Genomic DNA, 26,477 nt, shown 5'->3' with positions numbered 1-26,477 from the left:
CCACGCCGTGGTGATGACGGCGATCAGTTGCCGCGCTGTTCGCGGTACTCCTCGAGGACCTCCAGGGACTGATCGTCGGCGCGCTCCTGCCAGTCGGCGAACAGCTGGTCGCCCGCCTCCTGCAGGGCGGCGGCGACGTCGTCGTTCGGCTTCGAGACGGTGATGCCGTTCTCCTCGAGCGCCTCGAGGCTGGCCTGGTTGTCGTCGCGGCTCATCTGCCAGCCACGTTCCTCGGCTCGTGCGGCCGCTTCCAGCAACGCTTCCTGGGTCGCCTCGTCGAGACGATCGAAGGCGCGCTGATTGATGAAGACGATGTTCTTCGGCAGCCACAGGTTGGCGTCGGTGTAGTGGGAGACGTAGTCCCATGCCGTCATCGAGTTGCCGGTGGAACTCGAGGTGATCATGGCATCCACGCGGCCGGTGCTGAACGCGGTGGGGATGTCGGACTCCTCGGTCTCGGTGGGGCTGCCGCCGAGGTTGTCGACGAAACGCTGGGTGTTGATGTTCGGTGCGCGTACGCGCAGGCCCTCGAACTGCTCCGGGTCGTTGAGCTCGAAGTCGGTGTAAATCCCCTGGGCCGGCCAGGCCACGGCGTACAGCGGCATCATGCCCTGGTTGGCGAACAGCTCGCTGATCAGCGGCTTGGTGGTCTCCCACAGCGCAAAGGCCTCCTCGTAGCTCCCGGCCACGCCCGGCAGGGTATCGACCTCGAAGATGGGGTCCTCGTTGGACAGGGTGGAGAGAAAGACCTCGCCGGCTTCGATGGTGCCACGGCGCACCGACGGCTTGATCTCGCCGTGGGCCACCAGCGAGCCGCCGCTGTGCACGTTGATGGTCAGCTCGCCCCCCGTGGCCTCTGCCACGTCTTCGGCGAACTGCTTGGCGTTCTTGGTATGGAAGCTGGCATCGCCATAGGGGGTCGCCATGGTCCATTCGGCGGCCGAGGCCGTGGCGGCAAGCGAGCAGGCGGTAGCCAGCAGCAGGGAGCGGGACAGGATCTTGTTCATGACGTTCTCTCTTGTTGGATTTCTACGGGTTGCGGTCATGTTGCCAATGGGTGTGTCGAGGGTCGTTGTGGCCGCACCCAACGGCCGGGAAAATCGCTGCGGGCCAGTTCCTCGCCGCGTGCCCTGGCGTAGCGCCGGGCGCACGCCTGGGCCAGCACACCGACGCTGCGGCAGAAGCGCGGATGGCTGGCCGGCCGCCAGATGACGTCGTAGTGCATGTCGGGCAGCGGAGACGGCAGTGCCAGGCGATAAAGCTTGCCGCTTCGCCATTCGTCGAGCACGGTGGCGACCGGCAGGGCGCCGATACCGAGCCCCTCCATGGTCATGCGCGCGATGGTCATCAGCGTGCTCACGCTGTGGATGCGCGGCTGCTCGAGACCTTGCCGGGCCAGATAGGCAAGCAGCTCCTCGTAGGGTCGTGCCTTCTTGCCGAAGGAAATGAAGGGCAGCCCGAGCAGCCAGCGCTCGGGGCTGGCGTCCAGCATCGGTACATGGTCGGGCGAGACGAACATGCCCATCTCATAAGGGCTGAGCGATACCTGGTCGACGCGGTCGGGGGCGAGATAGCCGTTCATGGCGAGCAGGATGTCGAGGTCGTTCCTGGCCAGTCGCCGGTTGAGCGCCGGCGAGTAATCGACGCTCAGCTCGATGGTGAGCTGGGGGTAGCGCTGTGTCAGGCTGCGCATGAAGTCGGGCAGCCAGCTGTGGGCGATGGTCTCGATCACGCCCAGCCGCAGCGGCGCGGAATAGCTCTCCTCGTCGTCGAACATCCGCAGCGCCTCGTCACGCTGCTGCAGCAGCCGTTCCGCGTGCTGGAAGAATTCTCGCCCGCGCATGGTGGGCTGGATGGGCCTGGCCGAGCGTTCCAGCAGCACCTCGCCGACGCTTCCCTCGAGGCGCGAGATGCGCTCCGAGACCGAGGGCTGGGTCAGGTGCAGGCGCTCCGCCGCCTTGCGGAAGGAGCCCAGCCTGACCGCCCAGACAAACGCTTCAAGTTCCTTGAAGTCGAGCATCGGGATGCCGGCTCAAGCCTTCTTGAAAAGCTGCGCTTCGCGGTTCTTGAATGCCTTGAACTCCAGGGCGTTACCGGAAGGGTCGTAGAAGAACATGGTCGCCTGCTCGCCCGCCTCGCCCTTGAAGCGGATGTAGGGCTCGATCTCGAAGGTCACGCCGTGATCGCGCAGCTTCTGCGCGAGTCGCTCCCAGGCATCCATTTCCAGGACCACGCCGAAATGCGGTACCGGCACGCCATGGCCGTCGACGGGGTTCTTGTGGCTGGCGACCGGGTTGTCCTTCAGCGCCGGGTTGAGGTGGCAGACGAACTGATGGCCGAAGAGGTCGAAATCGACCCAGCTGTCGGACGAGCGGCCCTCGGGACAGCCGAGGAAATCGCCATAGAAGCGCCGGGCCTGGTCGAGGTCGTGCACCTGGACGGCCAGGTGGAAGGGATCTTTAACCGCCATGAGGGGACTCCTGTTGTTGACGTTATAAGGTCGCGATTCCCTTCATTGATAATCCCTGAGAGTGACGAGGTCAACCATTTTTCCACCGAATAACAATATGATAGACGATGCCGATATCGAGTATCGTGAAAAACGATTGGCAATGGAAAAGCGCGCTTCATATAGTGGGATTCGCTACAAGAATAGACCTTGACACTGCCTGACACAGGAGTCGCCATGGCCGTCCCCCTGCTCAATTGCGACATGGGCGAAAGCTTCGGCAACTATTCGCTGGGGCTCGACAGCGAGGTCATGCCCTACGTCGATTGTGCCAACATCGCCTGCGGTTACCACGCCTCGGACCCCCATGTGATGCGGCGCACGGTGCGACTCGCGGTGGCGCACGGCGTCAGGGTCGGGGCCCATCCCGCCTACCCCGACCTGATGGGGTTCGGACGTCGCTCCATGGCCTGCTCAGCCGAAGAGGTCGAGGATCTGGTGCTCTATCAAGTCGGGGCGCTGGCCGGCATCTGCCAGGCCGAAGGTACCGTTATTCGCTACGTCAAGCCGCATGGCGCACTGTACAACGACATGGCCCGCGATCCCGAGCTGCTGCGCGCCGTGATGCGCGCAGTGCGCAGCTACGACGCCGGTCTGCCGCTGATGGTGATGGCGACCGCCGACCCGGCGCCGAGCCGCCGCTTGGCACAGGAAATGGGCATCACGATCTGGTTCGAGACCTTCGCCGATCGTGCCTACGACGCCACCGGCCATCTCGTCTCGCGGCGCCAGCCCGGTGCGGTTCATCACGACCAGTCGACCATCGTCGCCCAGGCCGTGAGCCTGGCCCGCGGCGAGCCCCTGGAGGCCATCGACGGCACGCCGTTGCAGCTGCCCTGCGACACCCTCTGCGTGCACGGCGACAACCCCGAGTCGGTGGCGTCGGTGCGCGCGATTCGCCAGGCTTTCCAGGCGCTGGCAACGCCGTGACACTTCGCCCGCGGATCGAAACGACCGCCATGGACGTGTTCATGGTGCGTCTGTTCGACACCATCGACGAGGCCAACATGCCCTGGATCCTCGCCGCCGACCGAGCGCTGCGCGAGGCGCTTGGCGAGTCGCTGATCGACCTGGTGCCGTCCTACACCACGCTGATGCTGCACTACGACTGCCGGCGACTGGGCCACGCCGAGGCGCTGCGCCTGGTCGAATCCGCGCTCGCTCGGCTCGAGCCGGCCACGGCCGCGCTCGGCCAGCGCCACGAGATCCCGGTCTGGTACGACCCCAGCGTCGGCCCGGAACTGGCACGCGTGGCGCAACGGGCCGGGCTCTCAGTCGATGAGGTGGTGCATCGCCACTGCGGCCGCGACTATCACGTCTTCGCCCTTGGCTTCGCGCCCGGCTATGCGTTCATGGGGCTGGTGGAAGAGACGCTGGCCACGCCGCGCCTGGCCACGCCGCGACGCAGGGTCCCCGCCGGCAGCGTTGCCATCGCCGAACGCCAGACCGCGATCTACCCGCTGCAGTCGCCGGGCGGCTGGAACATTCTCGGACGTACCGCCGTGCCGCTATTCGAGCAGGCGCGTCGCGGCGAGCCGTTGCTGATGCCCGGCGACCGGGTGCGCTTCGCGCCGGTCAGCCGGGAGGAGTTCGAGCGGCAGGGCGGGGATACCGCGCCGCTGGAGGCCGCGGCATGAGCGGCGCAGCGCTGCGCGTCGTCCAGGCCGGCCCCCTGGCGCTGATGGTCGACGCAGGCCGTTTCGGCGTACGCCACCTGGGGGTGACCCAGGGCGGGGCCGCCGACTGGGTGTCGTTTCGCTGGGCCAACTGGCTGCTGGGCAATTCGCTGGATGCCGCGGCGCTGGAGGTCGTGCTCGGCGGTGGCCTGACCCTGGAGGCCGAGGGCGCGGCCACCCTGGCGCTGATGGGGGCGGACCTCGATGCCCGCCTGGACGACCGGCCGCTCGCCCCGGGCGCCACTTTCCGCATCGCGGCCGGGCAGCGCCTGGTCTTTCGCCAGCCGCGCAAGGGCCTGCGTGCCTACCTCGCCGTACCGGGCGGATTCGAGGCGCCCGTGGTGCTGGGCAGCCGCAGCGCCACGCCGCGGGAGCAGCTGGGAGGGCACCGGGGGGATGGCAGCGCGCTGGTCGGCGGGGATCGGCTGGAGTGGCGCGGCCAGTGCGGCCAGGTGCGACGCCTGCCGTTCGATCCGGCCAGCAGCGTCACCCTCGTCGGTCAGCGGCTGGCCCTGGTGCCTGGCTCGCAGATCGCTCACTTCACCGGCGTGAGCCTCTACCGTGCCTTCAATACGACGTGGCGAATCGACGACCGCGCCGACCGCATGGGCGTCAGGTTGCGCGGCCCCGAACTGCACTGTCGGCTGAGCAGCATGATCTCCGAGGGCATCCCTCTCGGGGCGGTGCAGGTGCCGCCGGACGGCCAGCCCATCGTGCTGCTCAACGATCGCCAGACCATCGGCGGCTATCCGCGCCTGGGCGCGTTGACGCCGCTTGCCACGGCGCGGCTGGCACAGTGCCTGCCCGGCGAGGAGGTATGCCTGGTGGCGACGTCCCTCGAGCGGGCGCTGGCATCGCACCAGCGCTGCCTGGAATCGTTCCGCTGAATCCTGACGCTCAGGCGCCCAGCCCGCTCTCGCGCAGCAACTGGTCGAGGGCGGGGCGCGTGCTGGGCAACGGGGCGCTCACGGCCTCCTCGAGCAGGTACTGGGCTTCGAGGTCGTGCAGGCCCACCACCAGGCAGCTTTCGATCAGTTCCGCCTTGCCCCGGCCGGTGCGTTGGGCGAGTCGTTCGAGGCGCGCTTCGACGTCGCGGGAAAACCTCAGCAGATGTGGCATGACACCCTCCCCCCTGGGGCCTGCGCAGCCAGGCCGTTTCGATTCGTTATACCCTCAACATAAGCCGCTGCGATCGGCATGTCACCCGCCATTCTGGCGGCGCTACGTGACAGCTGGGTGACGGCGGCGAAGCGAGGGCGTTCGTGTCGGCGTCAGGCCAGGCCGCGGCGGGTCATCACCTCGGTGATGATGGGAACGGGGGTCATCAGGTGCTCACGCATCATGTCGGCGGCGCGCGCGGCCCGGCGCTCGAGGATGACCTCGACCAGCGCCGCGTGCTCCTGGCGCTTGCGTTCCAGCGCCTCCTCGGAGAACACCGTCTCGCGCAACCACAGGTGGCGGTAGCGCTCGACCTGGTCGAACAGGCTCTCGCGCACCTGCAGCAGGTGTGGCGAACGACAGCCGCTGGCAATGGCGGTGTGAAACGCCTTGTGGCGCGTGTCCCAGACATCCAGCAGCTCGTCGGGGGAGTTCACCTCCATCACCTTGGAGAGGGTGTGCGCCTTGGCCAGGATGTCGGCCTCCCAGGCGTCGTCACCGCGCTCGATGGCGAGTTTCAGCACCAGCCCCTCGATTTGGGCCCGGGCATCGTAGAGGTCCGCGAGTTCGGCCAGGGACATGGGGGCGACCCGATAGCCTCGTTGGCTGATGGCGACCACCAGGCGCTCGGCCACCAGTTGCGAGAGGGCCTCGCGGAGGGGGCCGATGCCCAGGCCATAGCGCTCCTTGAGCCGGCTCATCAGCAGTTTCTCTCCGGGCTGGAAGACGCCACGGATGATGTCGTGCTTGAGCCAGCTGTAGGCGCTGATACCGAGGTTCTGGCGTGGCGTATCCATCGTCATCGTCGCTCTTTCCATGCTTTTGCCGAGTATGATAACCAAACGTTACCGATACTGGTAACCGCACGCCATTCATATCGAGTGTCTACATTTTCAGCGACGTTCCAGCTGCGTCGTGGTCCAGTCGACCACCTCGCGTGCCAACCTGTCCGCCGCCAGGCCGAAGGCGTCGACCACGGCGGGAATGGCTTCGCTCTCCGTTCGCTGGCGCTGGACGAAGCGCTGACTGGCCAGGAGCCGCTGGGAGCGGGCGTCCACCAGCCTGACGTCGAGGCGCAGCGCTGCCTCGGGCAGCCCGTCGCGATATTCGCTGTGAAAGGTGCGCAGGTCGCTGAGCAGCTCGATGTCGGCCGCCACCGCGCTGCCGTCGTGCACCAGGTGCGTGATGCGCCCGTCCTCCTGAAAGGCGTCGAGCAGGCGGTCGCGGATCAGCCGCGGCATGTCGTCGGCCCAGCGCGCTCCCTCGTAGGCACGCGGCTGGTTGGGTAGCGGCACGACCAGCATGCGTGCGCCGTCGAGCAGGCCGCTGGCGTCCGGCGTTGCCAGGCGCAGGGTGATATCGCTCGGTGCGCCGTCACCAGGCGCGGCATCGAGTGGATAGGCAGGCAGTTCGTAGAGGGCGGGCGGCGTTCGCTCGGGTACCAGAGTGCAGCCGGCCAGGGCCAGCAGGAGGACCACGACCGCAGGCAGCAGCGGGCGACATCTCACGGACTGAACTCCTCGACGCGATCGCGCCCGAGCAGGAAGTCGCGCGGACTCTCCTCCAGGCGGCGTACCAGGCGGTTGAGCGAGGAGAGGGCGTTGCGCAGCTCCAGGGTCGCCGGCCCCAGGCCCTGCAGCCCGCGCAGCCCGTTCTCCAGTGCGCCCTGGTTGTCGTCCAGCAGCGTCTCGAGATTCTGCGCGGTGCGCGCCAGGCTGGCGGTGACCTGGCGGGCATCCACCAGCAACATGTCACCGGTGCGATCTGCCAGGGCGCGTATCGCGGCGAGCGCCCGAGCGGCCTCCCGCGAGACCTCGTCGAGACGCTCGCTCAGCCGACCCGGGGCGTCGCCCAGGCTGGCCAGTTGGGCGGTGGTGCGCTCCAGGTTGGCCAGGATGCGCTCGAGGTTGTGCACGTTGTCCTCCGATAGCACCGCCTCCAGCCGAGACAGCACGCGGTTGACGTTGCCCAGCAGCTCCTCGCTGTCGCTGAGCATGGCACTCAGCGGCGACTGGTCGGCGGTGATGCGTGGCGGTGTGTCGCCTTGGGCGATCAGCAGCGGGCTCGCCGGGGCGCCGCCGTGCAGTTGGATGGACATGCTGCCGGTGATGTTGGCCAGGGCCAGCCGCGCACGGGTGTCCTGGCGAATCGGCACCTGGCTCTCCACCCGAATCAGCGCCAGGACGTTGCGCGGGTCGGCGGGATCGAGGCGCAGGCGGGCCACTTCGCCAACGCGCACACCGCTGTATTCGACGGCGTTGCCCTCCGACAGGCCGCTGACGCCGTGGTTGAAGAGCACCTCGTACTCGGTATAGGTCTGGTCGCGAGTGTTCTGGTTAAGCCACAGGGCGAACAGTGCTCCGCCGACGGCGGCCAGCACGACGAACAGGCCGATCACGACATGGTGCGCACGGGTCTCCATCAGCGGTTCTCCCCCTGCGGTGGTGAATGACGTCGCGCCGCCTGGCGGGCGGCGCGTCCCCTGGGGCCGTGGAAATAGTCGCGTATCCAGGGGTCCTCGGTGGCTTCCACCACGGGCAGCGTATCGGCCACGCGAATGCGCTTGTCGGCGATGACCGCCACGCGGTCGCAGCTTGCGTACAGCGTATCGAGATCGTGCGTTACCAGAAAGACGCTGAAACCCAGGGCATCGCGCAGCGTCAGCAGCAGGCGGTCGAAGGCGGCGGCAGCGATGGGGTCGAGGCCGGCGGTTGGCTCGTCGAGAAACAGCACTTCCGGGTCCAGCGCCAGGGCGCGGGCGAGCGCGGCGCGCTTGATCATGCCGCCGGAGAGTGCCGCCGGGTCGAGTCTCGCGGCGTCCGGCGGCAGCCCGGCCATTGCCAGCTTGACCCGCGCGAGGCGCTCGGCATCGGGGCGCGTGAGGCCGCCATGCTCGATCAGCGGCAGGGCGACGTTCTCCTGCAGGTCGAGCGAGGAGAACAAAGCGCCACGCTGGAACAGCACGCCGAAGCGGCGCTCCACCTGGGTGCGGCGGGCAGGGGCAAGGCGCTGCAGCTCCTCGCCGAACACGCGCACCGTGCCGCCGTCGGGTCGCTTGAGTCCGACTATACTGCGCAACAGCACCGACTTGCCGGAGCCGGAGCCCCCCACCACGCCGAGGATCTCGCCGCGGCGGATGTCCAGATCCAGGCCGTCGTGCACGACATGCCGGCCGAAGCGGTTGACCAGGCCACGGATCTCGACGACGGCCTCGCCCGCACGGTTCACCAGCCCATCTCCATGAAGAACAGCGCCGCCAGGGCGTCGAGCAGGATCACCATGAAGATCGACTGCACCACGCTGGAGGTGGTGTGCTCACCCACCGACTGGGCGCTGGCGCCGGCCTTGAAGCCCTCCAGGCAACCGATGACGGCGATGACGAAGGCGAACAGCGGGGCCTTGCCGATGCCCACCGCGAAGTGGCTCAGGGGAATGTCGCGCTGCAGGATGGTGAGAAACTGGGTGGTGGAGATGTCGAGCGCCATGGCGCAGACCAGGGCCCCGCCCAGCATGCCGCTCAGCGTGCCGATCAGGGCCAGGATCGGCAGGCTGACCACCATGGCCAGCACCCGGGGCAGCACCAGCAGTTGCACGGGGTCGAGCCCCTGGGCGCGCAGTGCATCGAGCTCCTCGTTGGCCTTCATTGCGCCGATCTGGGCGGTGAAGGCGCTCGCGGTGCGGCCAGCCAGCAGGATGGCGGCCAGCAGCACGCCGAATTCGCGCAGGAACGCGTAGGCGACCAGGTTGACGGTGTAAATGGTCGCGCCGAAATCGCGCAGCACGGTGGCGCCGAGGAAGGCGACCACCGCGCCCACCAGGAAGGTCAGCAGGGCGACGATGGGAATGGCGTTGAGCCCGGACTGCTGCACCTGCGCCGCCAGCGAGGTGATCCGCCAGCGCCGGGGAGTGACCAGTGTGGCCAGCAGCGTGGTGAGGGTCAGGCCGATGAAGGCGACCAGCCTGAGCTGCTGGCGGGCAAGCAGCTCGACGACCTGCCCCAGCCTGGCCAGGGCCGCCGTCAGGCCGGAGCGGGGTGCTGTCGGCGGGTACAAGGGACGGCGCGTGGCGTCGGCGACGACCCTGAGCAGTGCCTGGCGTTCCGGGGAGAGCTGTGGCGCCCACTGGGCGATGTCATGCACGCCCTCTGGACCCAGCAGGTCGACCAGCAGGGCGGCGCCGGAGGTATCCAGTTCGCCGAGCCGCTGCAGGTCGATCGATTCGGCCTGGTGAACCTTGGCCACGGCTTCCCTCAGCCTGGCATAGTGCGGCAGCGTCCAGTCGCCGACGGCACTCAGGCGATGGGCATCCTGCTCCAGCATGCCGGGACGAGAAGCGGTGTCGGGCATGGCGAGTGGTCCGTCTCCCCCTGAAGAGTGGTGCCCCTGCGGGGGCTCACCGTCACTATATCGTCATGCGCCGTTGGGCGACAGCAGGGCCCCCCGGCTAGCCGGCCGCGCCATGCCGCAGCTCGGCGAGGATGCGGCGGGCAACTTCCTTGAGCCGCGGGCCCAGGTTGTCGACCATGATCGAGTGGCCGAGGCGATGAGCGGCGCCGCCGCAGTTGATGGCCATCACCTCGGCACCCTCCTCGAGGATCAGCGGGGTGGCCACGGCGCTGATCTGGGACTGCCAGTCGCCCTCGGAGAGGCAGAAGCCGTAGCGGGCGTAGTCTTCCTGGCTGCGCCGGATACCCTTCTCCAGCGCCGGCCAGTCGGCGCCATGCACCGCGGCGAGTTCGGCCAGCATCGCTTCGCGGCGTGCCTCGGAGAGGCCGCAGAGCCAGGCGCGGCCGATCGCGGTGGTCGCCATCGGCAGGCGGGAGCCGACGTCGAGGCGCACGATCAGCGGGCCGCTGCCGTGGCAGCTCTCGACGTAGACCATGTCGTGGTGGTCGGCCGCCCCCAGGCTGACGTTGCAGTCGGTGGCCTCGGCGAATTGCTGCAGGAAGGGGCGGGCGATATCGCGAATGCCCTGGCTGGCCAGGAAGCGATAGCCCAGCGCCAGGATGCCGGGTCCCAGGCGGTACTTCTCGAGCCGCGTGTTGTGGCGCAGGTAGCCGAGCCGGGTCAACGTGTAGGTCAGGCGAGAGACCGTCGGCCGCGGGATGCCGGTGCGGCTGGAGAGCTCGGCGTTGCCCAGGTACTCCTCGCCGGGGCCGAAGGCGCGCAGCAGCTCCAGGCCGCGTGCCAGGGCGGTGACGAAGTTGCGATCCTTGGGCGGCGGTGGCGTCTCGCTGTCCAGTGGGGCGGGCTTGTTCATCGGGGCTCCCTGTCGCATGCGTTTGGCGGAGTATCGCATATCGCCCGGGCCGGGTGCGTTGGCGGCGTTGGCCCGGGACAACGTTGGCCGTTCAGGCGTCCAGCCGCTCGAGGACGCAGGCGATGCCCTGGCCGACGCCGATGCACATGGTGACCAGGGCATGGCGGCCGCCGCCGGCCTCGAGCTGGCGCAGGGCGGTCAGCGCCAGGCGTGCGCCGGAGGCCCCCAGCGGATGGCCGATGGCGATGGCGCCGCCATTGGCGTTGAGGCGGCTGTCGTCGGCGTCGAGGCCGAGCTGGCTGGCACAACCGAGCACCTGCACGGCGAAGGCCTCGTTGATCTCGATCACGTCCATCTGCGCGAGGGAGAGCCCGGCGCGCTGCAGTGCCTTGTGGCTGGCCGGCACCGGCCCCAGGCCCATCACCCTGGGTGGCACCCCGGCCACGGCGCTTGCCAGGATGCGTGCCCGCGGGGCGACGCCGGCACGCTCGCCGGCGGCCAGGCTGCCGACGATCAGCGCGGCGGCACCGTCGTTGAGGCCCGAGGCGTTGCCGGCGGTGACCACGCCGCCCTCGAACAGCGGCCCCAGCCGGGCCAGCTTGTCGATGTCGGTGCCGGGGCGTGGGTGTTCGTCGCGCGCCACCGTCAGCGGCGGCTGCTTGCGCCCCTGGGGCACCGCCACGGCGTGCAGTTCGCCGTCGTAGAAGCCACGCGCCTGGGCCTCGCCGTAGCGGGCCTGGGAGCGGGCGGCGAAGGCGTCGCTGGCGTCACGGCCGATGCCGAGGTCGCGGGCCACGTTGTCGGCGGTCTCCGGCATGCTGTGGCTGCCGTATTCACGGGCGATCCAGGGGTTGGGAAAGCGCGAGCCGATCACGGTGTCGTAGAGCGGCTGGTTGCGGGCATAGGGCGATTCCGCCTTGCCCATCACGTAGGGCGCCCGCGACATCGACTCCACGCCGCCGGCCAGGAACAGCTCGCCCTCGCCGAGGCGGGTGGCGCGGGCGGCGTCGACCACCGCCGCCAGGCCGCTGCCGCACAGGCGGTTGACGGTCTGGGCCGCCACCTCCACCGGCAGGCCGGCCAGCAGCCCGGCATGACGGGCGACGTTGCGCGAATCCTCGCCGGCCTGGTTGGTGCAGCCGGCGAGCACCTCCTCAAAGGCTTCGGGGGCGAAGGCGTTGCGCGCGACCAGTGCCTTCAGCAGCTGGCCGAGCAGGTCGTCTGGGCGCAGCGAGGCCAGGCTGCCGCCGTGGCGACCGAAAGGGGTCCGCAGGCCGTCGTAGATATAGGCGTGTTGCATGGGGATCTCCAGCGCTCAAGGGTGGGTAAGCGGCAGGCCGAGGGTGGCACGCCGGCGCAGCCAGGGGCTGGCGCGATAGCGCGGGTCACCGGTGGCGGCAAGCAGATTGTCGAGGATGGCGAGGATCCGGCGGCTGCCGTAGTGGTCGCCCATCGCCAGCGGCCCGCGCGGATAGCCCAGGCCCAGCTCCACGGCGCGATCGATGGTCGCCGGCTCGGCCACGCCCTGCTGGGCGATCTCGCTGCCGACGTTGACGATGGCGGCGACCACCCGCTGTAGCACGAAGCCGTGGCTGTCGGCGATCACGCTGACCGGTGTGCCGTCGTGGCCGAGCAGGGCCATGGCGGCGTCGCGGACGTCGGCCCGGGTCGCCGGGGTGGTCATCAGGCTGCGGCGGCGCTCGAGCCCGGCCAGCAGGTCGACGGCCACGCAGCGCTCGGCGGGCAGGCCCAGGCGCAGGGCACAACCGCTGGCGTCCTCGCCCCATGGGGCGACCAGGCAGAGGGCATCCGTCGAGGGCGTCGCCCCGTTCTCGAGCGGCCAGCCCGCGTCGCGCACCAGCGTGCTGAGTGCCGAGCGGGAGTCCTCCTCCTCGGCCCCGATCCACACCGCGCGAGGCTCGGCGGCAGGCAGCGGCGCTTCCTCGGGGACCTGTGCCCGGCCGTCGACGTAGCGGTAGAAGCCCTCGCCGCTCTTGCGCCCGAGCAGGCCGGCGGTCAGCCGCTGACGGGTCAGCGGCGAGGGGCGGAAGCGCGGCTCCTCGTAGTACTGATGGTAGATCGACTCCATCACCGCATGGGAGACATCGAGCCCAGTGAGATCCAGCAGCGCGAACGGCCCCATGCGAAAGCCGCCCTGGTCGACCAGGATGCGATCGATGCTGGCGTGATCGGCGACACGCTCGCCGAGGATGCGCAGCGCCTCGGTGCCGAAGGCGCGACCGGCATGGTTGACCAGGAAGCCCGGGGTGTCGGTGGCGCGGGCGGTGAAGTGGCCCATGGCCTGGCCCAGTGCCTCGACCCGTTGGGTCACCGCGGCCGCGGTGCGAAGCCCCGGGATCACCTCGACGATCCGCATCAGCGGCACCGGGTTGAAGAAGTGGAAGCCGATGACGCGCTCGGGGTGCCGGCAGGCGGAGGCAATGGCCGTCACCGACAGCGACGAGGTGTTGGTGGCCAGCACCGCCGCCTCGCCGAGAATGGCCTCGAGCTGCTGGAACAGGGCCTGCTTGGCCTCGAGCTTCTCGACGATGGCCTCGACGACGATGTCGCAGCCGGCCAGCCCGTCGAGGGTGGCGGCCTCGTTCAGGCCGGCACGGTAGCGTTCGGCGTCGGCCTCGCTCAGCCGCTGCTTCTGCACGCCCCGTTGCCACATGCTGGCAACGAATTCACGCGCCTCGGCAACGGCACCTTCGCGCTGGTCGTGCAGGTACACGGCGAGGCCGGCCTCGGCGGCGACCTGGGCGATACCGCGTCCCATGGCACCGGTCCCGACGATGCCCAGCGTGCGCAAGGGCTGGGGCGCTGTGTCATTCGACATGGGGGATCCTCTCTGCGATGATTTTATTTCGCTTTGCGGAATAGCATTTCGTTTATTGACTGCCATCCTAGGCTATGCAACATTGCCTGACAACCAAATGCGGTCTTTCATTCTGCTTGGCGAAATAAGGGCAGAGGGGCTCCACGATTTCAACCCCCTGCGTCGCCGCCACCTCCATGAGGACATGCCATGATTCGCGATCCCGACCTGCTCGACCAGCTGCTCGATACCATCTCCCGCTTCGTGCGCGAGCGACTCATCCCCAACGAGGCGCGGCTGGCGGAAGAAGACGCCGTGCCGCCCGAGCTGCTCGAGGAAATGAAGGCGATGGGGCTGTTCGGCCTGTCGATCCCGGAGGAGTACGGCGGCCTGGGGCTGACCCTGGAAGAGGAGGCGCTGGTGGCAATGGCGATCGGCCAGACCTCGCCGGCCTTCCGCTCGATCTTCGGCACCAACAACGGCATCGGCGCCCAAGGCATCCTGATCGACGGCACGCCGGAGCAGAAGGCCAGGTACGTCCCACGCCTGGCCACCGGCGAGCTGCTCAGCGCCTTCTGCCTGACCGAGCCCGATTCCGGCTCCGACGCCGCCAGCCTGCGCACCACCGCGGTGCGCGACGGCGACCACTACGTGCTCAACGGCACCAAGCGCTTCATCACCAATGGCCCCCATGCCGACGTCTTCACCGTGATGGCGCGCACCGACCCGCACCACAAGGGCGCCGGCGGCATCTCCGCCTTCATCGTCGAGGGCGACACGCCGGGGCTCAAGCGCGGCCCGGCCGACAAGAAGATGGGGCAGAAGGGCGCGCACACCTGCGACATCATCTTCGAGGACTGCCGGGTGCCCGCCGAGAACGTCATCGGCGGCAAGGAGGGGCAGGGCTTCAAGACCGCGATGAAGGTACTCGACCGCGGCCGCCTGCATATCTCGGCGGTGTGCGTGGGCGTGGCCGAACGGCTGGTCGAGGAGTCGCTCCACTACGCCATCGAGCGCAAGCAGTTCGGCGTGCCGCTGGCCGAGCACCAGCTGATCCAGGCGATGCTCGCCGACAGCAAGACCGAGGCCTACGCCGGCCGCACCATGGTACTCGACGCCGCCCGGCGCAAGGACGCCGGCGAGGACGTGTCGACCCTGGCCTCCTGCTGCAAGCTGTTCTGCGCCGAGATGGTGGGGCGCGTGGCCGACCGCGCGGTGCAGGTGCACGGCGGCGCCGGTTACATCGCCGAGTACGCGGTCGAGCGCTTCTACCGCGACGTGCGCCTGTTCCGCATCTACGAGGGTACCACCCAGATCCAGCAACTGGTGATCGCGCGCAACATGGTGCGGGAGGTGACCTGATGGACCGCTCGGAGACACGGCGGGCGCCCGACGAGGTGGTCTTCGGCCGCCTGGCGAGCGAGCGGCTGGCCGAGCTCCCCGAGCGGCTCAGCACTCGCGTGCTCGAGCATGCCGAGCAGCTGGCCGAGCGGCCGGCGCTGGTGGACGGCGAGGTGCGCTGGCGCTATGCCGAGCTGGGGCGCGAGGTTCGCGCCGCCGCGGCATGGCTCGATGCCCTCGGCATTCGCCGCGGCGATCGCCTCATGACCGTGGGCGAGAACTGCCGGGCGCTGGTCGTGCTATTGCTGGCAGCGAGCGAGCGAGATGCCTGGGTGGCCATCGTCAACTCGCGGCTCTCGGCCCAGGAGATCGACGCCATCCGCGACAACTGCCAGCCGCGGCGGGTGTTCTACACCAGCGAGGCCTCTCCCGACGCCGAGGTCCATGCCGAGCGCCACGGCGCCGAGACACATCGGCACCCTTCGCTGGGCCGGCTCGGACTGTCGCCGCTGGCCGGGGTCGAAGCGGAGCCGGTCGAGGCCGCTGGCGCCGACCAGGTCGCGGCGATGATCTACACCTCGGGAACCACCGGCACGCCCAAGGGAGTGATGCTGACGCATCGCGGCATCCTCTACATCGCCTCGTTGTCGGGTGGCATGCGCCATCTGGGCGAGGGCGAGCGGGTCTACGGGGTGCTGCCGATGTCCCACGTGTTCGGCCTGTCGTCGGTGTGCATGGGCTCGCTCTACAACGGCGCCTGCCTCTACACCGTGCCGCGATTCGACGCCGCGGACCTGCTCGTGGCGCTGGAGCGTGAGCGCATCACCGTGCTGCAGGGCGTGCCGGCCATGTTTGCGCGCATGCTGGAAGCCCTGCGCCGCGAGGGGCGCTCCCTGGTCGCGCCCGCGCTGCGCTACCTCTCCGCCGGCGGCTCGCCACTCGACGGCGATCTCAAGCGGCGCGTGGAGGCGCTGTTCGGGCTTACCCTGCACAACGGCTACGGGCTCACCGAGGCGAGCCCGACCATCAGCCAGACCCGCATCGACGACCGCTTCGACAGCAATACCGTCGGCCGCGTGCTGCCGCTGCTGGAATACCGCCTCGAGCCGCTCGGCGATGCCGGCGAGGACGAACCCGACCATGCCGGTGCCGGCGAGCTGTGGGTGCGTGGGCCCAACGTCATGAAGGGCTACTTCCGCCAGCCGGCGGCGACCCGCGCCTGCCTCACCGCGGACGGCTGGCTCAATACCGGCGACATCGCCCGCCTCGACGCGGAGGGCCAACTCTACATCGTCGGTCGCAGCAAGGAACTGATCATCCGCTCCGGTTTCAACATCTACCCACCGGACGTCGAGGCGGTGATCAACGAGCATCCCGACGTGACCCTCTCGGCGGTGGTGGGGCGACAGGTCGACGGCAACGAGGAAGTGGTCGCCTTCGTCCAGCGCGAGCCCGGTGCGACGATCGACGAGGCGGAGCTTGGCGAGTTCGTCGGCGCGCGCGTGGCCCCCTACAAGCGGCCCAGCCGCTGGGTGCTGATGGATGCGCTGCCGGCCACGGCCAGCGGCAAGATCCTCAAGGGGCGCCTGCGTGAGCTGGCCCATCGGGAGGGTACGGCATGAGCGACAAGAGCCAGGCAGCCCGCATGGGCTATCATGACCTGCTCGGCCTGCGCGTGACGGCGTGGTCGGAGGGCGTCGCCGTGGTCGAGCTGGTGGCCGACGAGCGCCACCTCAATCGCAGCGGCATCGTGCACGGCGGTGTGCTCACCTCGATGCTCGACAGTGCCCTGAGCCTCGCCGGGCTCCATTGCGAGGTGCCCGGGCGGGTGCGACGGGGCATGACGCTGTCGCTGACCACCACCTTCATCGGACCCGCCGGCCCCGGGGTGCTGCGCGCGACGGGTCGGGTGCGCGGCGGCGGGCGCAAGGTCTACCTGTCCAGCGGCGAGGTCACCGGTGCCGGCGGCGAGCTGCTGGCGATGGCCGAGGGCGCGTTTCGTCGACGCGGCGGCAGCGAGTCGCCGGAGGGTGTCCCCGAGTGACACCGGCACGGCTGCGTGCCAGCCTGCTGGTGTTGGTGACCCTGACCACCCTCGGCCACCTGGTGTTCACCAGCGCCTGGTTGCAGGGCATCGCGGCCTTGGCGCTGGCCCTCTATCTTGCCGGCGTGATCCGGCACCTGTCGGCCATGGCGCGCTGGCTGCTCGCCGCGGCTGCCGCACTGAGCGTGGTCGTTCTATGGCGCAGCGAGACTCCCGGCAGACTGCTGTTCGAGGCGGCCGGCCGTTTCGCTTTCTTTGCTACCTTCGTGGTGGCGCTCAGCCTGCTGCGCCTGCCCGCCTACCGCTCGCGTCTGGTGCGCCGCTGCGGCGAGGCCATGCTGCGGCAGCCGCCGGGACGACGCTACCCGATCCTTTCCGCCGGCTCGGCGCTGTTCGGCATCATCCTCAACATCGGCGTGCTCAACCTGTTCGCCGGCATGATCGAGAAGAGCAATACCCTGGCGGCGGCCCAGGGCCGCGCCTGGGTGCGCCAGGCACGCCAGCGACGTATGATGCTCGCGCTGCTGCGCGGCTTCTCGCTGGCCCCGCTGATCTCGCCGATGGGCATCGGTGTGGCGGTGGTGCTCTCCAACCTGCCGGCGCTGCGCTGGCTTGACCTGGCCCCCTACGTGATCGGCGCCGCGCTGCTGATCTTCCTGGTGGGGTGGGCCGTCGATCACCTCACCGGCCCGCATCCCGCCCATGCCAGCGGCTCGTATCCCGCCTCGCGACGTCTGTCGCGCCCGGCTCCCTCGGCGGCGCCGCTGGGGCAGTTCTGCCTGCTGCTGCTCGGCGTCGTGTCGCTGGTGTTCCTGCTGGCCTGGGCGCTGCAGGTGCGGCTGCCCATCGCCGTGCTGATGGGCGCGCCGTTGGCGGCGGTCAGCTGGCTCGCCTGGCAGCGACGCCGGCTCGGCAGGCTGGGGGTGCCGGCGGCGCTGGCCAGCCTGCATCGCCAGCTGCCCTGGCTGCTGGGGCCGAGCGGCAATGAAGTGGTGGTGCTGGGGGCGGCAGGCTACCTGGGCCACCTGTGCGTGGCGCTGGTGCCGGCTGGCAACCTGGCGCCGCTGCTGGCCGCCCTGCAGCCGCTGGGGGCAGCCAACGCCGTGCTGGCGATGCTGCTGGTCGTGGTGCTGGCCCAGGTCGGCATCAATCCGATCGTCACCGTGACGTTGCTGGTCGGGCTGGTGCCGACGCTGCCCATCGAAGGGCTGTCGCCGGCCCTGCTCGGGGCCTCGCTGATGGTGGGCTGGGCGCTGGCGATGATGTCGTCGCCGATGACCGCCTCGATGCTGATCCTGGCGCGCTTCAGCGGGGTCGCCACGACCCGCATCGGCTACCGCTGGAACGCGCGCTTCCTGCTCGCCTGCATTCCGCTGCTGGCCGGCTGGTTCCTGTTCGCCGCCAGGTAGGGGCGTGAAGTACCCTCAGCCGCGCCGCCTTGCGGCCGCCAGGGTGGCCTGACGATGCGGACCACCCAGGTGGCGCGGGTAGCCCAGCGCCTCGATGGCGAGCAGGTCGATATCGCTGTCGCGATAGGCCCAGCCGCGATCGGCCAGCATCAGGCTCGCCGCTTCCAGGGCCGCCTGCGGATTGGCGGCATCGTCGCGGGCCGCCCTCTGCAGCGACGCCAGCAGGCTGCCGCAGCGGCTCACCACGATCCCCTGGCGCAGCAGGCCCTTGAAGGCATCGGCCACGGCCTGCTGCTGGCCGGCGTCGGCGCGCAACGCGACCAGCTCCGCCAGGCCGCCTTCGTCGGGCACGACCAGCACCAGGTCGGCGTCGACGGCGCCGAGGTCCATGGCCGCGGTGGCGGCCAGCAGCGCCACCCGCAGGCGTCCCGCGGGGCACGTCGGATCGGCTCCCGGGGCGATGAGGCAGGCCTGGACAGTATCATCGGGGTGCGCGAGGAGGTCGATTCCGGCGCGTTCGGCGTTGCCCTTCAAGCGATCGAACAGCGGGTGACGCCCGAGCAGGGCGATGCGGGCCAGAGCGGGTACCTCGCCGGCGTCGGGCACCTTGTGCGGCGCGCGGGCGGCGAAGAAGGCGTGAATCAGCCCGGCGCGCTGGGGCGAGTCCATGCAGGCGAGGAACAGCTCGCGCTCGCGGCGCAGCCCCTCGGCCAGCTCGAGCTCGCTGCTGGCGGCGATGGCCTCGATGCAGCGGAAGGGCGAGAAGAGCTCCGGCACCTCGGCGGCGAGCTTCGCGCGGCAGCGCTCGATGGCCTCGGGGGCGGCCGCCGGCGGCGGCAATTGGCCGGTGACGCGCGGCGCCCGCCTGCCGGCGAGCACGTCGCGGGCCGCCGCCAGGCCTGCCTCGAGCGGATCGTCGAGGTCGACCACGGCATCGACGATGCCGAGCGCGAGCGCCTCGTCGACCCCGGCGAAGCGCCCGCTGGTGATCAGGTCTAGCGCCGCCTCGATGCCTGCGAGGCGTGGCAGGCGCTGGGTGCCGCCGGCGCCGGGCAGCAGGCCCAGCTTGACCTCCGGCAACCCGACCCGGGTGCCGGGCAGGGCGACGCGCAGCTGGCAGCCCAGCGCCACCTCGAGGCCGCCGCCGAGCGCCGTGCCGTGCAGGACGGCGACGATGGGCTTGGCGCTGCCCTCGAGCTCGGCGACCACCTCGGGCAGGATCGGTGAGCGGGGCGGCTTGCCGAACTCGCGGATGTCCGCGCCCGCGATGAAGGTGCGCCCGCGGGCGAGGAGCACCAGGGCGCGCACCCCGGCGTCCGCATTGCCCTGGGCGACGGCGTCCACCAGACCCTGGCGCACGGCCTGGCCCAGGGCGTTGACCGGGGGGTTGTCGATGGCGATGACGCCGACATCGTCGTGGCGCTGATAGGTCACGGGAGACGACATGCGGTTCCTCATGAGTCGATGGGAGGGGGCAGCCGGGCCGTTCGCTGCCCGGCCTGGAACTGGCTCCAGCGCGCAATCACCACGGCGGGCACCAGGGCGGCAAGGGCGATGGCGAGCAGCTCGAATTGCGTCAGCGGCACCATGCCGCCACCGGGCAAGGCGAGCATCAGGCCGGCCAGCAATACGAGGGCACGGGCGATGCACTCGGTTACCAGGCCGCTGCCGAGCCGGCCCACGCCGATCAGGTAGCCCTGCATCGCCGAGGCGAACAGCACGATGCCGACCACGGCCTGTACGAAGACCAGGCCGATCTGCAGCGGTTCACCCTGCATGATCAACGCGGGATTGAGCACGAACAGGAACGGAATGAAGTAGATCACGCTGCCCAGGCGCATGGCCTGCAGGCCGGTGGCCATGGGGCGCGCACCGGCCACGGTGGCGGCGGCGAAGGCGCCCAGTGCCACCGGGGGGGTGATGAAGCTGAGCATGCCCCAGTAGAGGATGAACATGTGCACCGCCATGGGATCGAGCCCGCCGCCCTGGATCAACGCCGGGGCCAGGGCCACGGCGAGGAAGATATAGGCGGCGGTGACGGTCATGCCGATGCCGAGCACGAAGCTGGTCAGCGCACCCATGACCAGCAGCAGCGGCACGCTGCCCCCGGCCAGATGGATAAAATCGTTGGCGATGGTGCCGGAGAGCCCGGTCATCGACAGCGCACCGACCAGCATGCCGACGCCGGCCAGGATGGCGATCAGCTCGGCGAACAGCTTGGCCGCCGAGGAGAGCGACTCGCCCAGCTCGCGCAGCCCCCAGCGGTTGTGGCGCGAGAACTGGTTGAGCACCAGCAGCAGGGCGGTGGCGTAGAACGGCGCCACCGCCTCACGCTGCATGATCAGCAGCATCCACACCAGCAGGGCGAAGACGAAGATGAAGTACCAGCCCTGCTTGAGGGTCTGCCACAGCGAGGGCAGTTCCTCGGCGGGCAGCCCCTGGATGTCGTGACGGGCGGCATAGGCATCGATCTGGATGAACAGGCCGAGGAAGTAGAGGATCGAGGGGATGACCGCGGCCAGTGCCACGGCGGCATAGGGCACGTCGAGGAACATCGCCATGACGAAGGCGGTAGCCCCCATGACCGGCGGCATCAGCACGCCGCCGGTGGAGGCGCAGGCCTCGACCCCGCCGGAGAAGGCGCGACCCATGCCGATGCGGCGCATGGCGGGAATCGACAGGACCCCGGTGGTCAACACGTTGCTGATCACGCTGCCGCTCATCGAGCCCATCAGTCCGCTGGAGAAGATCGAGACCTTGGCCGGGCCGCCGCGGACGTGGCCCAGCAGGGCGAAGGCCAGGTCGATGAAGAACTTGCCGCCGCCGCTCTTCTGCAGCACCACGCCGAACACCAAAAAGCCGATCACCAGGCCGGCGAAGGCCTGCAGCGGCACGCCCATGATGCTCTCGGCGCTCATGGTGTGGTACATGGCGGTCTCCTCCAGGGTGGAGGGGAACGCCTGGATCGGCCCGGGAACGACATCGGCGAACAGCGGGTAGAGTGAGAAGGTGGCGGCGATCAGGGCGATGGGCCAGCCGCCTGCACGCCGCGCGGCCTCAACGATCAGCAGCCACCAGGCGTAGCTCACCAGGATGGCGGTGTCGGGGGCGGCGAAGGCCCAGCCGCGTTCGAGGATCGCCTCGGCGTGGTAGACGAAGTAGCCGCCGACGCCCAGGGCCAGTGCGCTCAGCAGGTAGTCGTACCATGGGACGGGGCGATGCTGCAGCCTGGGGTGGATGGGCCACAGCAGGAACACCAGCGGCAGCAGCAGGGCCACCACGGCATAATAGAACTGGGTCTCGAGGCCGGTGACGAAGCGCAGCCAGCCAAGGTTGAACAGGTAGTCCAGGGTCATCGCCATCAGCACCACCGTCACGGCGCCGGGAATCCAGCGCAACGCGGCGGGGAGCTGACGTATGTGGGTGACCTTCTCCTTCATCTCGCGGGGAGACTGGCTCGGTGTGCTGGCGGTCATGGCGGCGTCCGTGAATCGGGAAAGGGGCGGCCAGGCCGCCCCGGGGTCAGGCGCGAGGCGGGCGGATCACTGGAAGATCGGATCGTGGCCGGCCTCGGTGAGGGCCTCGGCGCGCGCCTCCATCCAGGCGTCTTGGAACGCCTCCTCGTCATCGGGGGCGTCGTCGAGGAAGGCGTCCCAGGCCTCGAGCAGGACTTCCTGGCGTTCGATCAGCGCATCCTGGTGGGCCTGCATCTCGTCGGTCCACTCGCCGATCTCCTTGTAGTACTCGACCACCGCATCGTGGAAGGGCAGCACCCAGGTCAGGTCCTGGTACTCGAGGGCGTAGCCCACGGCGCCGGGGGCGGCATCCTTGTAGTCATCGTAGTTGTCCTGCAGCGCCTTGATCAGGCCGTAGGCGACCTCGTCGTCGAGGTCCTGGTTGGCCACCACGATGGGGTAGGGATAGCTGGCGCTGGGCACGGGGTTGTCCTCGCTGACGTCGCCGGCGCCGGAGGTCACCTCGTGGGGCTGGAAGTAGGGGGCCACCGCCAGCAGGCGCTCCCAGCCCTCGGTGTCATCGGGGTCGAGCACCGGCCAGCTGATGCCGCGCGGGCTGCTGGCGAGCTGCTGGGCGGGCGGCGTCACGGTGGTGGTGAAGGAGGCATCGACGTCGCCGGCGATGATGCCGTCGAACGAACGTGCATAGCCGGGGTAGTCGACGCGCTCGACGTCGTCCCAGGTGAGGCCGCCGAAGGCGAGATAGGCCTCGGTGCCCTTGTTGAGGGCGTCGTCGCCGCGGATATAGGCGATGCGCTTGCCGGCCAGGTCCGCCGGGGTCTCGACGTCGACATCGCCGGCCACGGCCAGCGACAGGCCGAACGAGGCGGTGGAGGTCGTGAGCAGGCGGATAGGCTGCGGGCCCCAGTCACGGTCCGCGAACATCAGCACGCCTTCGGCGCCGTAATAGCTGGCGATCCCGCAGGCGCAGAGGTCGACACGGTCCTGCTTGAGCGGGGTCATGCGCGACACGTCGTTGTCGCCGGGCAGGACGCGTACCGAAGTGCCGTAGTGCTCCTGCAGCATGTTGCCGATGGCCACCGCCTGGGCGTAGCCGCTGGAGTTGGTGCCGTAGGCGGTCCAGGCCATGGTGCGCGGCAGCTCGACCTCGTCGGCCTGGGCCACGGCGGTGGAGAGCAGCGAGAGGGGAAGGACGCTGAGGGCGAGGGAACGGGACAGCTGGCGCATGAGGGACTCCTGTGCCTTGGGTGATTGTTGTTTTGCTATGCGGTATTTGATTCCGAAACTGAGATCGATACTAGAAAGGCGCTATCGCCCTGTCAACGGCTGCGCGTGGATGACGCCCGGCGACGTTTCCGCCACGCGGAATAACGTAGAGAAACACACGCAAAGGGTAGGCAAATGAGGGGGTTGCCCGGCCCGCCGTGACGGGTCGGTGAGTCCCACCTAGACCAAGGTATAGGCCTGCCGGCAGGCTTCCGGCGCCACGGCAGGTCCCTGCGTGCTAGTCGGAGGGGCGGGAGAGCTCGCGCCAGGCGGCATAGCTGCTGAGGAAGACGCGTCCGGTCATGTCATCGAGGAAGTCGCTGCGCTTGAGCTGATCCATGACCGGCCCCTTGACCTCGGCCAGGTGCAGGGTGACCCGTGAATCCTTGAGGCGGGCATTGATGGCGTCCAGGCTTTCCAGCGCCGAGGCGTCGATCAGATTGACCGCCGAGCAGATCAGCACCACGTGTTCGAGTTCGGGGCGTGTCGCCACCAGGTCATAGACGGTGTCTTCCAGATAGCGGGCATTGGCGAAGTAGAGGCTCTCGTCGATGCGTAGCAGTGCCAGATGACTGGCGGTCTCGGTGTCGTGGCGCTCGACGTTGCGGAAGTGCTCGGTGCCGGGAATGCGGCCGACCAGGGCGCTGTGGGGGCGGCTGGTACGGTAGAGGAACAGCGCGATGGAGAGTCCCACGCCGCCCAGGATGCCCGCCTCGACCCCTTCGACCAGGGTCAACAGGATGGTGACGGCCATGGCCGAGAAGTCGCTGCGCGAGTAGCGCCAGGTCTGGCGGATCATCGGCACGTCGATCAGGGTGATGATCGACACGGTAATGGTGGCTGCCAGGGTGGCGACGGGCAGATGATGCAACGCCGGCGTAAGGAACAGCGTCACCGCACCGATCCCGAGCATGGCGAACAGGCCCGCCAGGGGGGTCTGGGCGCCGGCGTCGTGGTTGATCACGGTGCGCGTCAGGCCGCCGCTGACCGGCATGCCGGCGGTGAAGGCGGCGGCGAGGTTGGTGCCGCCGAGGGCGAGCAGCTCCTGGTTGGGCGAGATGCGCTCGCGTCGTCGGGCCGCCAGCATCTGGCCCATCGAGACCGATTCGACGAAGCCGACCACGCTGATCAGCAGGGCCGGCACCAGCAGGGCCTGCCACAGCGAGGCGTCGAAACCGGGCAGTGTGAGCGGCGGCAGCCCCTGGGGGATATCCCCGATCACGGCTACGCCGCGCTGCTCGAGCCCCCAGTGCCAGGTCGCCAGGGTGGTGATCAGCACGGCGAAGACCGGGCCCGCCCGGGTAAGCAGGTCGGCCAGTGAGCGGGGCAGGCCGAGCCGGCGCAAGCTGGCGCGGCCGAACTGGCGCAGCCACAGCAGGAAGGCGAGACTGCCCGCGCCGATGGCCAGGGTGGGCAGATGCACGGAGGGCAGCTCCCGTGCCAGCTCCACCACTCGCGGCAGCAGGTCGCGCGCCGAGAGTTCGATGCCGAGCAGGTAACCCGCCTGACTGGCGGCGATGAGGATGCCCGAGGCCGAGAGGAAGCCGCCAATGACCGGGTGGCTGAGGAAATTGGCGACGAAACCCATGCGCAGCAGGCCCATCACCACCAGGATGATCCCTGACAGCAGCGACAGCACCAGTGCCGCCTCGACATACTGCGCCGTTCCAGGCGTGGCCACGCCGGCCAGCGCCGCGCCGGTCATCAGCGCGATGATTGCCACCGGCCCCGCCGCCAGGGTGCGGCTGGTGCCGAGCAGGGTATAGGCCAGGCTCGGCAGCAGGCTGGCGTAGAGCCCGACGACGGCCGGCAGGCCGGCAAGCACGGCGTAGGCCAGCGACTGGGGGATCACCATGACGGTGACGATCAGGCCCGCCAGCAGGTCGGCGAGGCCGAGCCGCCGATTGTAGTGGGGCAGCCAGGTGAGGATCGGCAGGTAGCGTTTGAGCATCCTTCGCTTCACGTCGGGGTGGGGGGACGACCAGACTAAACGATATTGGTGGACGGGTTGAGTCTTGGTTAGCATCGAGTGATATAAAACCATGATTCCCTCAACCACAGGACGCCCCATGAAGCCCGAAACCATCGCCCTGCACCACGGCTACGCCCCCGACGACCAGCACGCCGTGGCCGTGCCGATCCACCAGACCACCTCGTTCTCCTTCGACAGCGCGCAGCATGCCGCCGACCTGTTCGATCTCAAGGTCGAAGGCAATATCTATTCGCGCATCATGAATCCCACCTGCGCCGTGCTCGAGCAGCGCATCGCCGCGCTGGAAGGTGGTGTCGCCGGGCTGGCGGTGGCCTCCGGCATGGCGGCCATCACCTATGCGATCCAGACCATCGCCGAGGCCGGCGACAACATCGTCTCGATCAGCGAGCTTTATGGCGGCACCTACAACCTGTTTGCACATACCCTGCCGCGCCAGGGCATCGAGGTGCGCTTCGCCGACAAGGACGACATCGACGGCATCGAGTCGCTGATCGACGCGCGTACCAAGGCGGTGTTCTGCGAAAGCGTCGGCAATCCCTCGGGCAGCGTGGTCGACATGGCCAGGCTGGCCGAGGCCGCGCATCGTCACGGCGTGCCGGTGATCGTCGACAACACCGTGCCCACGCCCTTCCTGTGGCGGCCGATCGAGCACGGTGCCGACATCGTGATCCACTCCGCGACCAAGTACATCGGCGGGCACGGCACCACGGTCGGTGGCGTCATCGTCGACTCTGGCAAGTTCCCCTGGGCCGACCACCCCAAGCGCTTCCCGCTGCTCAACGAGCCGGACGTCTCCTACCATGGGGTGAGCTATACCCGCGACGTGGGAGACGCCGCCTTCATCGCCCGTGCCCGGGTGGTGCCACTGCGCAACATGGGGGCGGCGCTCTCGGCTCAGGCGGCCTGGAATCTGCTGCAGGGACTGGAGACGCTGGCGCTGCGCATCGAGCGCATCTGCGACAACGCACGCCAGGTAGCCGAGTACCTGGACGGGCATCCGGCGGTGACCTGGGTGCAGTATGCCGGCCTGCCCGGTCACAAGGATCACGCCCTGGCCCGGCGCTACATGAACGGTCAGGCCTCGGGCATTCTCAGCTTCGGCATCCAGGGCGGCCGAGACGCCGGCGCGCGCTTCTACGATGCGCTGGGCATGATCCTGCGCCTGGTCAACATCGGCGATGCCAAGACCTGCTCGTCGATTCCGGCATCGACCACCCATCGACAGCTCAGCGACGACGAACTCGCCGCCGCCGGCGTCACGCCGGACATGGTGCGCCTCTCCATCGGCATCGAGCATGTCGATGACATCATCGCCGATCTCGACCAGGCGCTCGCCGCCAGCCAGGCGTGAGGGAAGCGCCGGGCGTCGCCTCGCGACCCGCCCGGCGCCTCAGCGTGCTGCTGGCTCGCCTGCCCGAACGGACGGGGCTTCGCCGCCTCGAAGCATTTCAGTATCGACCGCTCAGCATGAGACTTGAGTAGCGCTTTCGTCTGTCAGGCGAAAGTGGTGATGCGTATGCCACTTACT

General features: G+C 69.2%; 24 protein-coding genes. 8 read left to right on the top strand and 16 right to left on the bottom strand.

Translation table 11 applies throughout. From position 1 onward, the window contains the following. Positions 1-23: 23 nt before the first annotated feature. The 3 genes from DIS04_RS01410 to DIS04_RS01400 are packed head-to-tail and all read right to left on the bottom strand — an operon-like array spanning position 24 to position 2,470. Positions 24-1,007: a TRAP transporter substrate-binding protein gene (locus tag DIS04_RS01410; protein WP_111411936.1), complete on the bottom strand. Its 984-nt coding sequence runs from the start codon at positions 1,005-1,007 to the stop codon at positions 24-26. Positions 1,008-1,042: 35 nt separating this feature from the next. Continuing rightward, positions 1,043-2,020 carry a LysR family transcriptional regulator gene (locus tag DIS04_RS01405; protein ID WP_111411935.1) on the bottom strand — a complete coding sequence of 326 codons (978 nt, stop codon included), beginning with the start codon at positions 2,018-2,020 and terminating at the stop codon, positions 1,043-1,045. A 12-nt stretch (positions 2,021-2,032) separates the two neighbouring features. After that, positions 2,033-2,470 carry a VOC family protein gene (locus DIS04_RS01400; RefSeq protein ID WP_111411934.1) on the bottom strand — a complete coding sequence of 146 codons (438 nt, stop codon included), beginning with the start codon at positions 2,468-2,470 and terminating at the stop codon, positions 2,033-2,035. A gap of 216 nt (positions 2,471-2,686) precedes the next feature. Here DIS04_RS01400 and DIS04_RS01395 point away from each other — a divergent pair, with 216 nt between their 5' ends. Genes DIS04_RS01395 through DIS04_RS01385 form a run of 3 tightly spaced genes read left to right on the top strand, consistent with a single transcriptional unit; the run spans position 2,687 to position 5,072 of the window. After that, complete coding sequence (locus DIS04_RS01395; RefSeq protein WP_111411933.1) at positions 2,687-3,439, top strand: 5-oxoprolinase subunit PxpA; 753 nt, start codon at positions 2,687-2,689, stop codon at positions 3,437-3,439. Continuing rightward, the gene (gene pxpB / locus DIS04_RS01390; protein ID WP_281270150.1) at positions 3,436-4,146 is read left to right on the top strand and encodes a 5-oxoprolinase subunit PxpB; all 711 of its coding nucleotides are present in this window, start codon (positions 3,436-3,438) and stop codon (positions 4,144-4,146) included. Before DIS04_RS01395 ends, pxpB begins: the two co-directional genes overlap by 4 nt. Beyond that, positions 4,143-5,072, top strand: coding sequence for a 5-oxoprolinase subunit C family protein (locus tag DIS04_RS01385; RefSeq protein WP_111411931.1), 930 nt, complete (start codon positions 4,143-4,145; stop codon positions 5,070-5,072). The genes pxpB and DIS04_RS01385 overlap by 4 nt, the downstream gene beginning before the upstream one ends. 10 nt (positions 5,073-5,082) lie before the next feature. Here the strand turns inward: DIS04_RS01385 and DIS04_RS01380 are convergent, their stop codons facing one another. The 9 genes from DIS04_RS01380 to DIS04_RS01340 all read right to left on the bottom strand — a co-directional run bounded on the left by DIS04_RS01380 (position 5,083) and on the right by DIS04_RS01340 (position 13,441). Continuing rightward, the gene (locus DIS04_RS01380; RefSeq protein ID WP_111411930.1) at positions 5,083-5,304 is read right to left on the bottom strand and encodes a hypothetical protein; all 222 of its coding nucleotides are present in this window, start codon (positions 5,302-5,304) and stop codon (positions 5,083-5,085) included. A gap of 152 nt (positions 5,305-5,456) precedes the next feature. Continuing rightward, positions 5,457-6,146, bottom strand: a complete 690-nt coding sequence (gene csiR, locus DIS04_RS01375; RefSeq protein WP_111411929.1) for a DNA-binding transcriptional regulator CsiR — start codon at positions 6,144-6,146, stop codon at positions 5,457-5,459. Between the two features lie 90 nt (positions 6,147-6,236). After that, entirely contained in the window at positions 6,237-6,851 is a 615-nt protein-coding gene (locus DIS04_RS01370; protein WP_218938113.1) for an ABC-type transport auxiliary lipoprotein family protein, read from the bottom strand. Continuing rightward, positions 6,848-7,765: an MlaD family protein gene (locus DIS04_RS01365; protein ID WP_111411928.1), complete on the bottom strand. Its 918-nt coding sequence runs from the start codon at positions 7,763-7,765 to the stop codon at positions 6,848-6,850. Before DIS04_RS01365 ends, DIS04_RS01370 begins: the two co-directional genes overlap by 4 nt. Beyond that, positions 7,765-8,571: an ABC transporter ATP-binding protein gene (locus DIS04_RS01360; protein ID WP_179951206.1), complete on the bottom strand. Its 807-nt coding sequence runs from the start codon at positions 8,569-8,571 to the stop codon at positions 7,765-7,767. The genes DIS04_RS01365 and DIS04_RS01360 overlap by 1 nt, the downstream gene beginning before the upstream one ends. Continuing rightward, complete coding sequence (locus tag DIS04_RS01355; RefSeq protein WP_111411926.1) at positions 8,568-9,689, bottom strand: MlaE family ABC transporter permease; 1,122 nt, start codon at positions 9,687-9,689, stop codon at positions 8,568-8,570. The genes DIS04_RS01360 and DIS04_RS01355 overlap by 4 nt, the downstream gene beginning before the upstream one ends. A 97-nt stretch (positions 9,690-9,786) precedes the next feature. Continuing rightward, positions 9,787-10,602, bottom strand: a complete 816-nt coding sequence (locus DIS04_RS01350; protein ID WP_111411925.1) for an IclR family transcriptional regulator — start codon at positions 10,600-10,602, stop codon at positions 9,787-9,789. Positions 10,603-10,693: 91 nt separating this feature from the next. Then, on the bottom strand, positions 10,694-11,902 hold the full coding sequence (locus DIS04_RS01345; RefSeq protein ID WP_111411924.1) for a 3-oxoadipyl-CoA thiolase: 1,209 nt from the start codon (positions 11,900-11,902) through the stop codon (positions 10,694-10,696). Positions 11,903-11,917: 15 nt separating this feature from the next. Continuing rightward, entirely contained in the window at positions 11,918-13,441 is a 1,524-nt protein-coding gene (locus DIS04_RS01340) for a 3-hydroxyacyl-CoA dehydrogenase (protein WP_111411923.1), read from the bottom strand. 189 nt (positions 13,442-13,630) lie between these two features. Between DIS04_RS01340 and DIS04_RS01335 the strand changes: the two genes are divergently transcribed. From DIS04_RS01335 to DIS04_RS01320, 4 genes are read left to right on the top strand one after another with little or no spacing between them, the layout of a single operon-like run. Then, a complete protein-coding gene (locus DIS04_RS01335; RefSeq protein ID WP_111411922.1) occupies positions 13,631-14,782 on the top strand; it encodes an acyl-CoA dehydrogenase family protein in 1,152 nt (383 codons plus the stop codon). Beyond that, entirely contained in the window at positions 14,782-16,383 is a 1,602-nt protein-coding gene (locus DIS04_RS01330; RefSeq protein ID WP_111411921.1) for a class I adenylate-forming enzyme family protein, read from the top strand. The genes DIS04_RS01335 and DIS04_RS01330 overlap by 1 nt, the downstream gene beginning before the upstream one ends. Continuing rightward, on the top strand, positions 16,380-16,805 hold the full coding sequence (locus DIS04_RS01325) for a PaaI family thioesterase (RefSeq protein WP_111411920.1): 426 nt from the start codon (positions 16,380-16,382) through the stop codon (positions 16,803-16,805). Before DIS04_RS01330 ends, DIS04_RS01325 begins: the two co-directional genes overlap by 4 nt. Next, positions 16,802-18,214 carry a hypothetical protein gene (locus DIS04_RS01320; protein ID WP_111411919.1) on the top strand — a complete coding sequence of 471 codons (1,413 nt, stop codon included), beginning with the start codon at positions 16,802-16,804 and terminating at the stop codon, positions 18,212-18,214. The genes DIS04_RS01325 and DIS04_RS01320 overlap by 4 nt, the downstream gene beginning before the upstream one ends. Positions 18,215-18,229: 15 nt before the next feature. Here DIS04_RS01320 and DIS04_RS01315 read toward each other — a convergent pair whose 3' ends face one another. From DIS04_RS01315 to DIS04_RS01300, 4 genes are all read right to left on the bottom strand, one after another. Then, positions 18,230-19,660 (bottom strand): enoyl-CoA hydratase/isomerase family protein, encoded by a 1,431-nt coding sequence (locus DIS04_RS01315; RefSeq protein WP_111411918.1) that lies wholly within the window; start codon positions 19,658-19,660, stop codon positions 18,230-18,232. Positions 19,661-19,668: 8 nt separating this feature from the next. Further along, positions 19,669-21,690 carry a TRAP transporter permease gene (locus tag DIS04_RS01310; protein ID WP_111411917.1) on the bottom strand — a complete coding sequence of 674 codons (2,022 nt, stop codon included), beginning with the start codon at positions 21,688-21,690 and terminating at the stop codon, positions 19,669-19,671. A gap of 66 nt (positions 21,691-21,756) precedes the next feature. Continuing rightward, positions 21,757-22,917, bottom strand: a complete 1,161-nt coding sequence (locus tag DIS04_RS01305) for a TAXI family TRAP transporter solute-binding subunit (protein ID WP_111411916.1) — start codon at positions 22,915-22,917, stop codon at positions 21,757-21,759. 277 nt (positions 22,918-23,194) lie between these two features. Further along, on the bottom strand, positions 23,195-24,907 hold the full coding sequence (locus DIS04_RS01300) for a SulP family inorganic anion transporter (RefSeq protein ID WP_111411915.1): 1,713 nt from the start codon (positions 24,905-24,907) through the stop codon (positions 23,195-23,197). 118 nt (positions 24,908-25,025) lie between these two features. Between DIS04_RS01300 and DIS04_RS01295 the strand changes: the two genes are divergently transcribed. Further along, positions 25,026-26,300, top strand: a complete 1,275-nt coding sequence (locus DIS04_RS01295) for an O-acetylhomoserine aminocarboxypropyltransferase/cysteine synthase family protein (protein ID WP_111411914.1) — start codon at positions 25,026-25,028, stop codon at positions 26,298-26,300. Positions 26,301-26,477 lie beyond the last annotated feature (177 nt).

It is taken from the genome of Billgrantia lactosivorans (genome assembly GCF_003254665.1).
In the GTDB taxonomy this organism is placed as follows: Bacteria; Pseudomonadota; Gammaproteobacteria; order Pseudomonadales; family Halomonadaceae; genus Halomonas; species Halomonas lactosivorans.
This window is presented reverse-complemented; position numbering and strand designations above follow the sequence as displayed.

Coding starts and splice junctions, on each gene's coding strand:
- DIS04_RS01330 (WP_111411921.1), top strand. CDS start 14,782: ATGGACCGCTCGGAGACACGGCGGGCGCCCGACGAGGTGGTCTTCGGC.
- DIS04_RS01400 (WP_111411934.1), bottom strand. CDS start 2,470: ATGGCGGTTAAAGATCCCTTCCACCTGGCCGTCCAGGTGCACGACCTC.
- DIS04_RS01365 (WP_111411928.1), bottom strand. CDS start 7,765: ATGGAGACCCGTGCGCACCATGTCGTGATCGGCCTGTTCGTCGTGCTG.
- DIS04_RS01305 (WP_111411916.1), bottom strand. CDS start 22,917: ATGCGCCAGCTGTCCCGTTCCCTCGCCCTCAGCGTCCTTCCCCTCTCG.
- DIS04_RS01385 (WP_111411931.1), top strand. CDS start 4,143: ATGAGCGGCGCAGCGCTGCGCGTCGTCCAGGCCGGCCCCCTGGCGCTG.
- DIS04_RS01315 (WP_111411918.1), bottom strand. CDS start 19,660: ATGTCGTCTCCCGTGACCTATCAGCGCCACGACGATGTCGGCGTCATC.
- DIS04_RS01295 (WP_111411914.1), top strand. CDS start 25,026: ATGAAGCCCGAAACCATCGCCCTGCACCACGGCTACGCCCCCGACGAC.
- DIS04_RS01335 (WP_111411922.1), top strand. CDS start 13,631: ATGATTCGCGATCCCGACCTGCTCGACCAGCTGCTCGATACCATCTCC.
- DIS04_RS01345 (WP_111411924.1), bottom strand. CDS start 11,902: ATGCAACACGCCTATATCTACGACGGCCTGCGGACCCCTTTCGGTCGC.
- csiR (WP_111411929.1), bottom strand. CDS start 6,146: ATGACGATGGATACGCCACGCCAGAACCTCGGTATCAGCGCCTACAGC.
- DIS04_RS01395 (WP_111411933.1), top strand. CDS start 2,687: ATGGCCGTCCCCCTGCTCAATTGCGACATGGGCGAAAGCTTCGGCAAC.
- DIS04_RS01355 (WP_111411926.1), bottom strand. CDS start 9,689: ATGCCCGACACCGCTTCTCGTCCCGGCATGCTGGAGCAGGATGCCCAT.
- DIS04_RS01340 (WP_111411923.1), bottom strand. CDS start 13,441: ATGTCGAATGACACAGCGCCCCAGCCCTTGCGCACGCTGGGCATCGTC.
- DIS04_RS01310 (WP_111411917.1), bottom strand. CDS start 21,690: ATGACCGCCAGCACACCGAGCCAGTCTCCCCGCGAGATGAAGGAGAAG.
- DIS04_RS01350 (WP_111411925.1), bottom strand. CDS start 10,602: ATGAACAAGCCCGCCCCACTGGACAGCGAGACGCCACCGCCGCCCAAG.
- DIS04_RS01300 (WP_111411915.1), bottom strand. CDS start 24,907: ATGCTCAAACGCTACCTGCCGATCCTCACCTGGCTGCCCCACTACAAT.
- DIS04_RS01410 (WP_111411936.1), bottom strand. CDS start 1,007: ATGAACAAGATCCTGTCCCGCTCCCTGCTGCTGGCTACCGCCTGCTCG.
- DIS04_RS01325 (WP_111411920.1), top strand. CDS start 16,380: ATGAGCGACAAGAGCCAGGCAGCCCGCATGGGCTATCATGACCTGCTC.
- DIS04_RS01380 (WP_111411930.1), bottom strand. CDS start 5,304: ATGCCACATCTGCTGAGGTTTTCCCGCGACGTCGAAGCGCGCCTCGAA.
- DIS04_RS01405 (WP_111411935.1), bottom strand. CDS start 2,020: ATGCTCGACTTCAAGGAACTTGAAGCGTTTGTCTGGGCGGTCAGGCTG.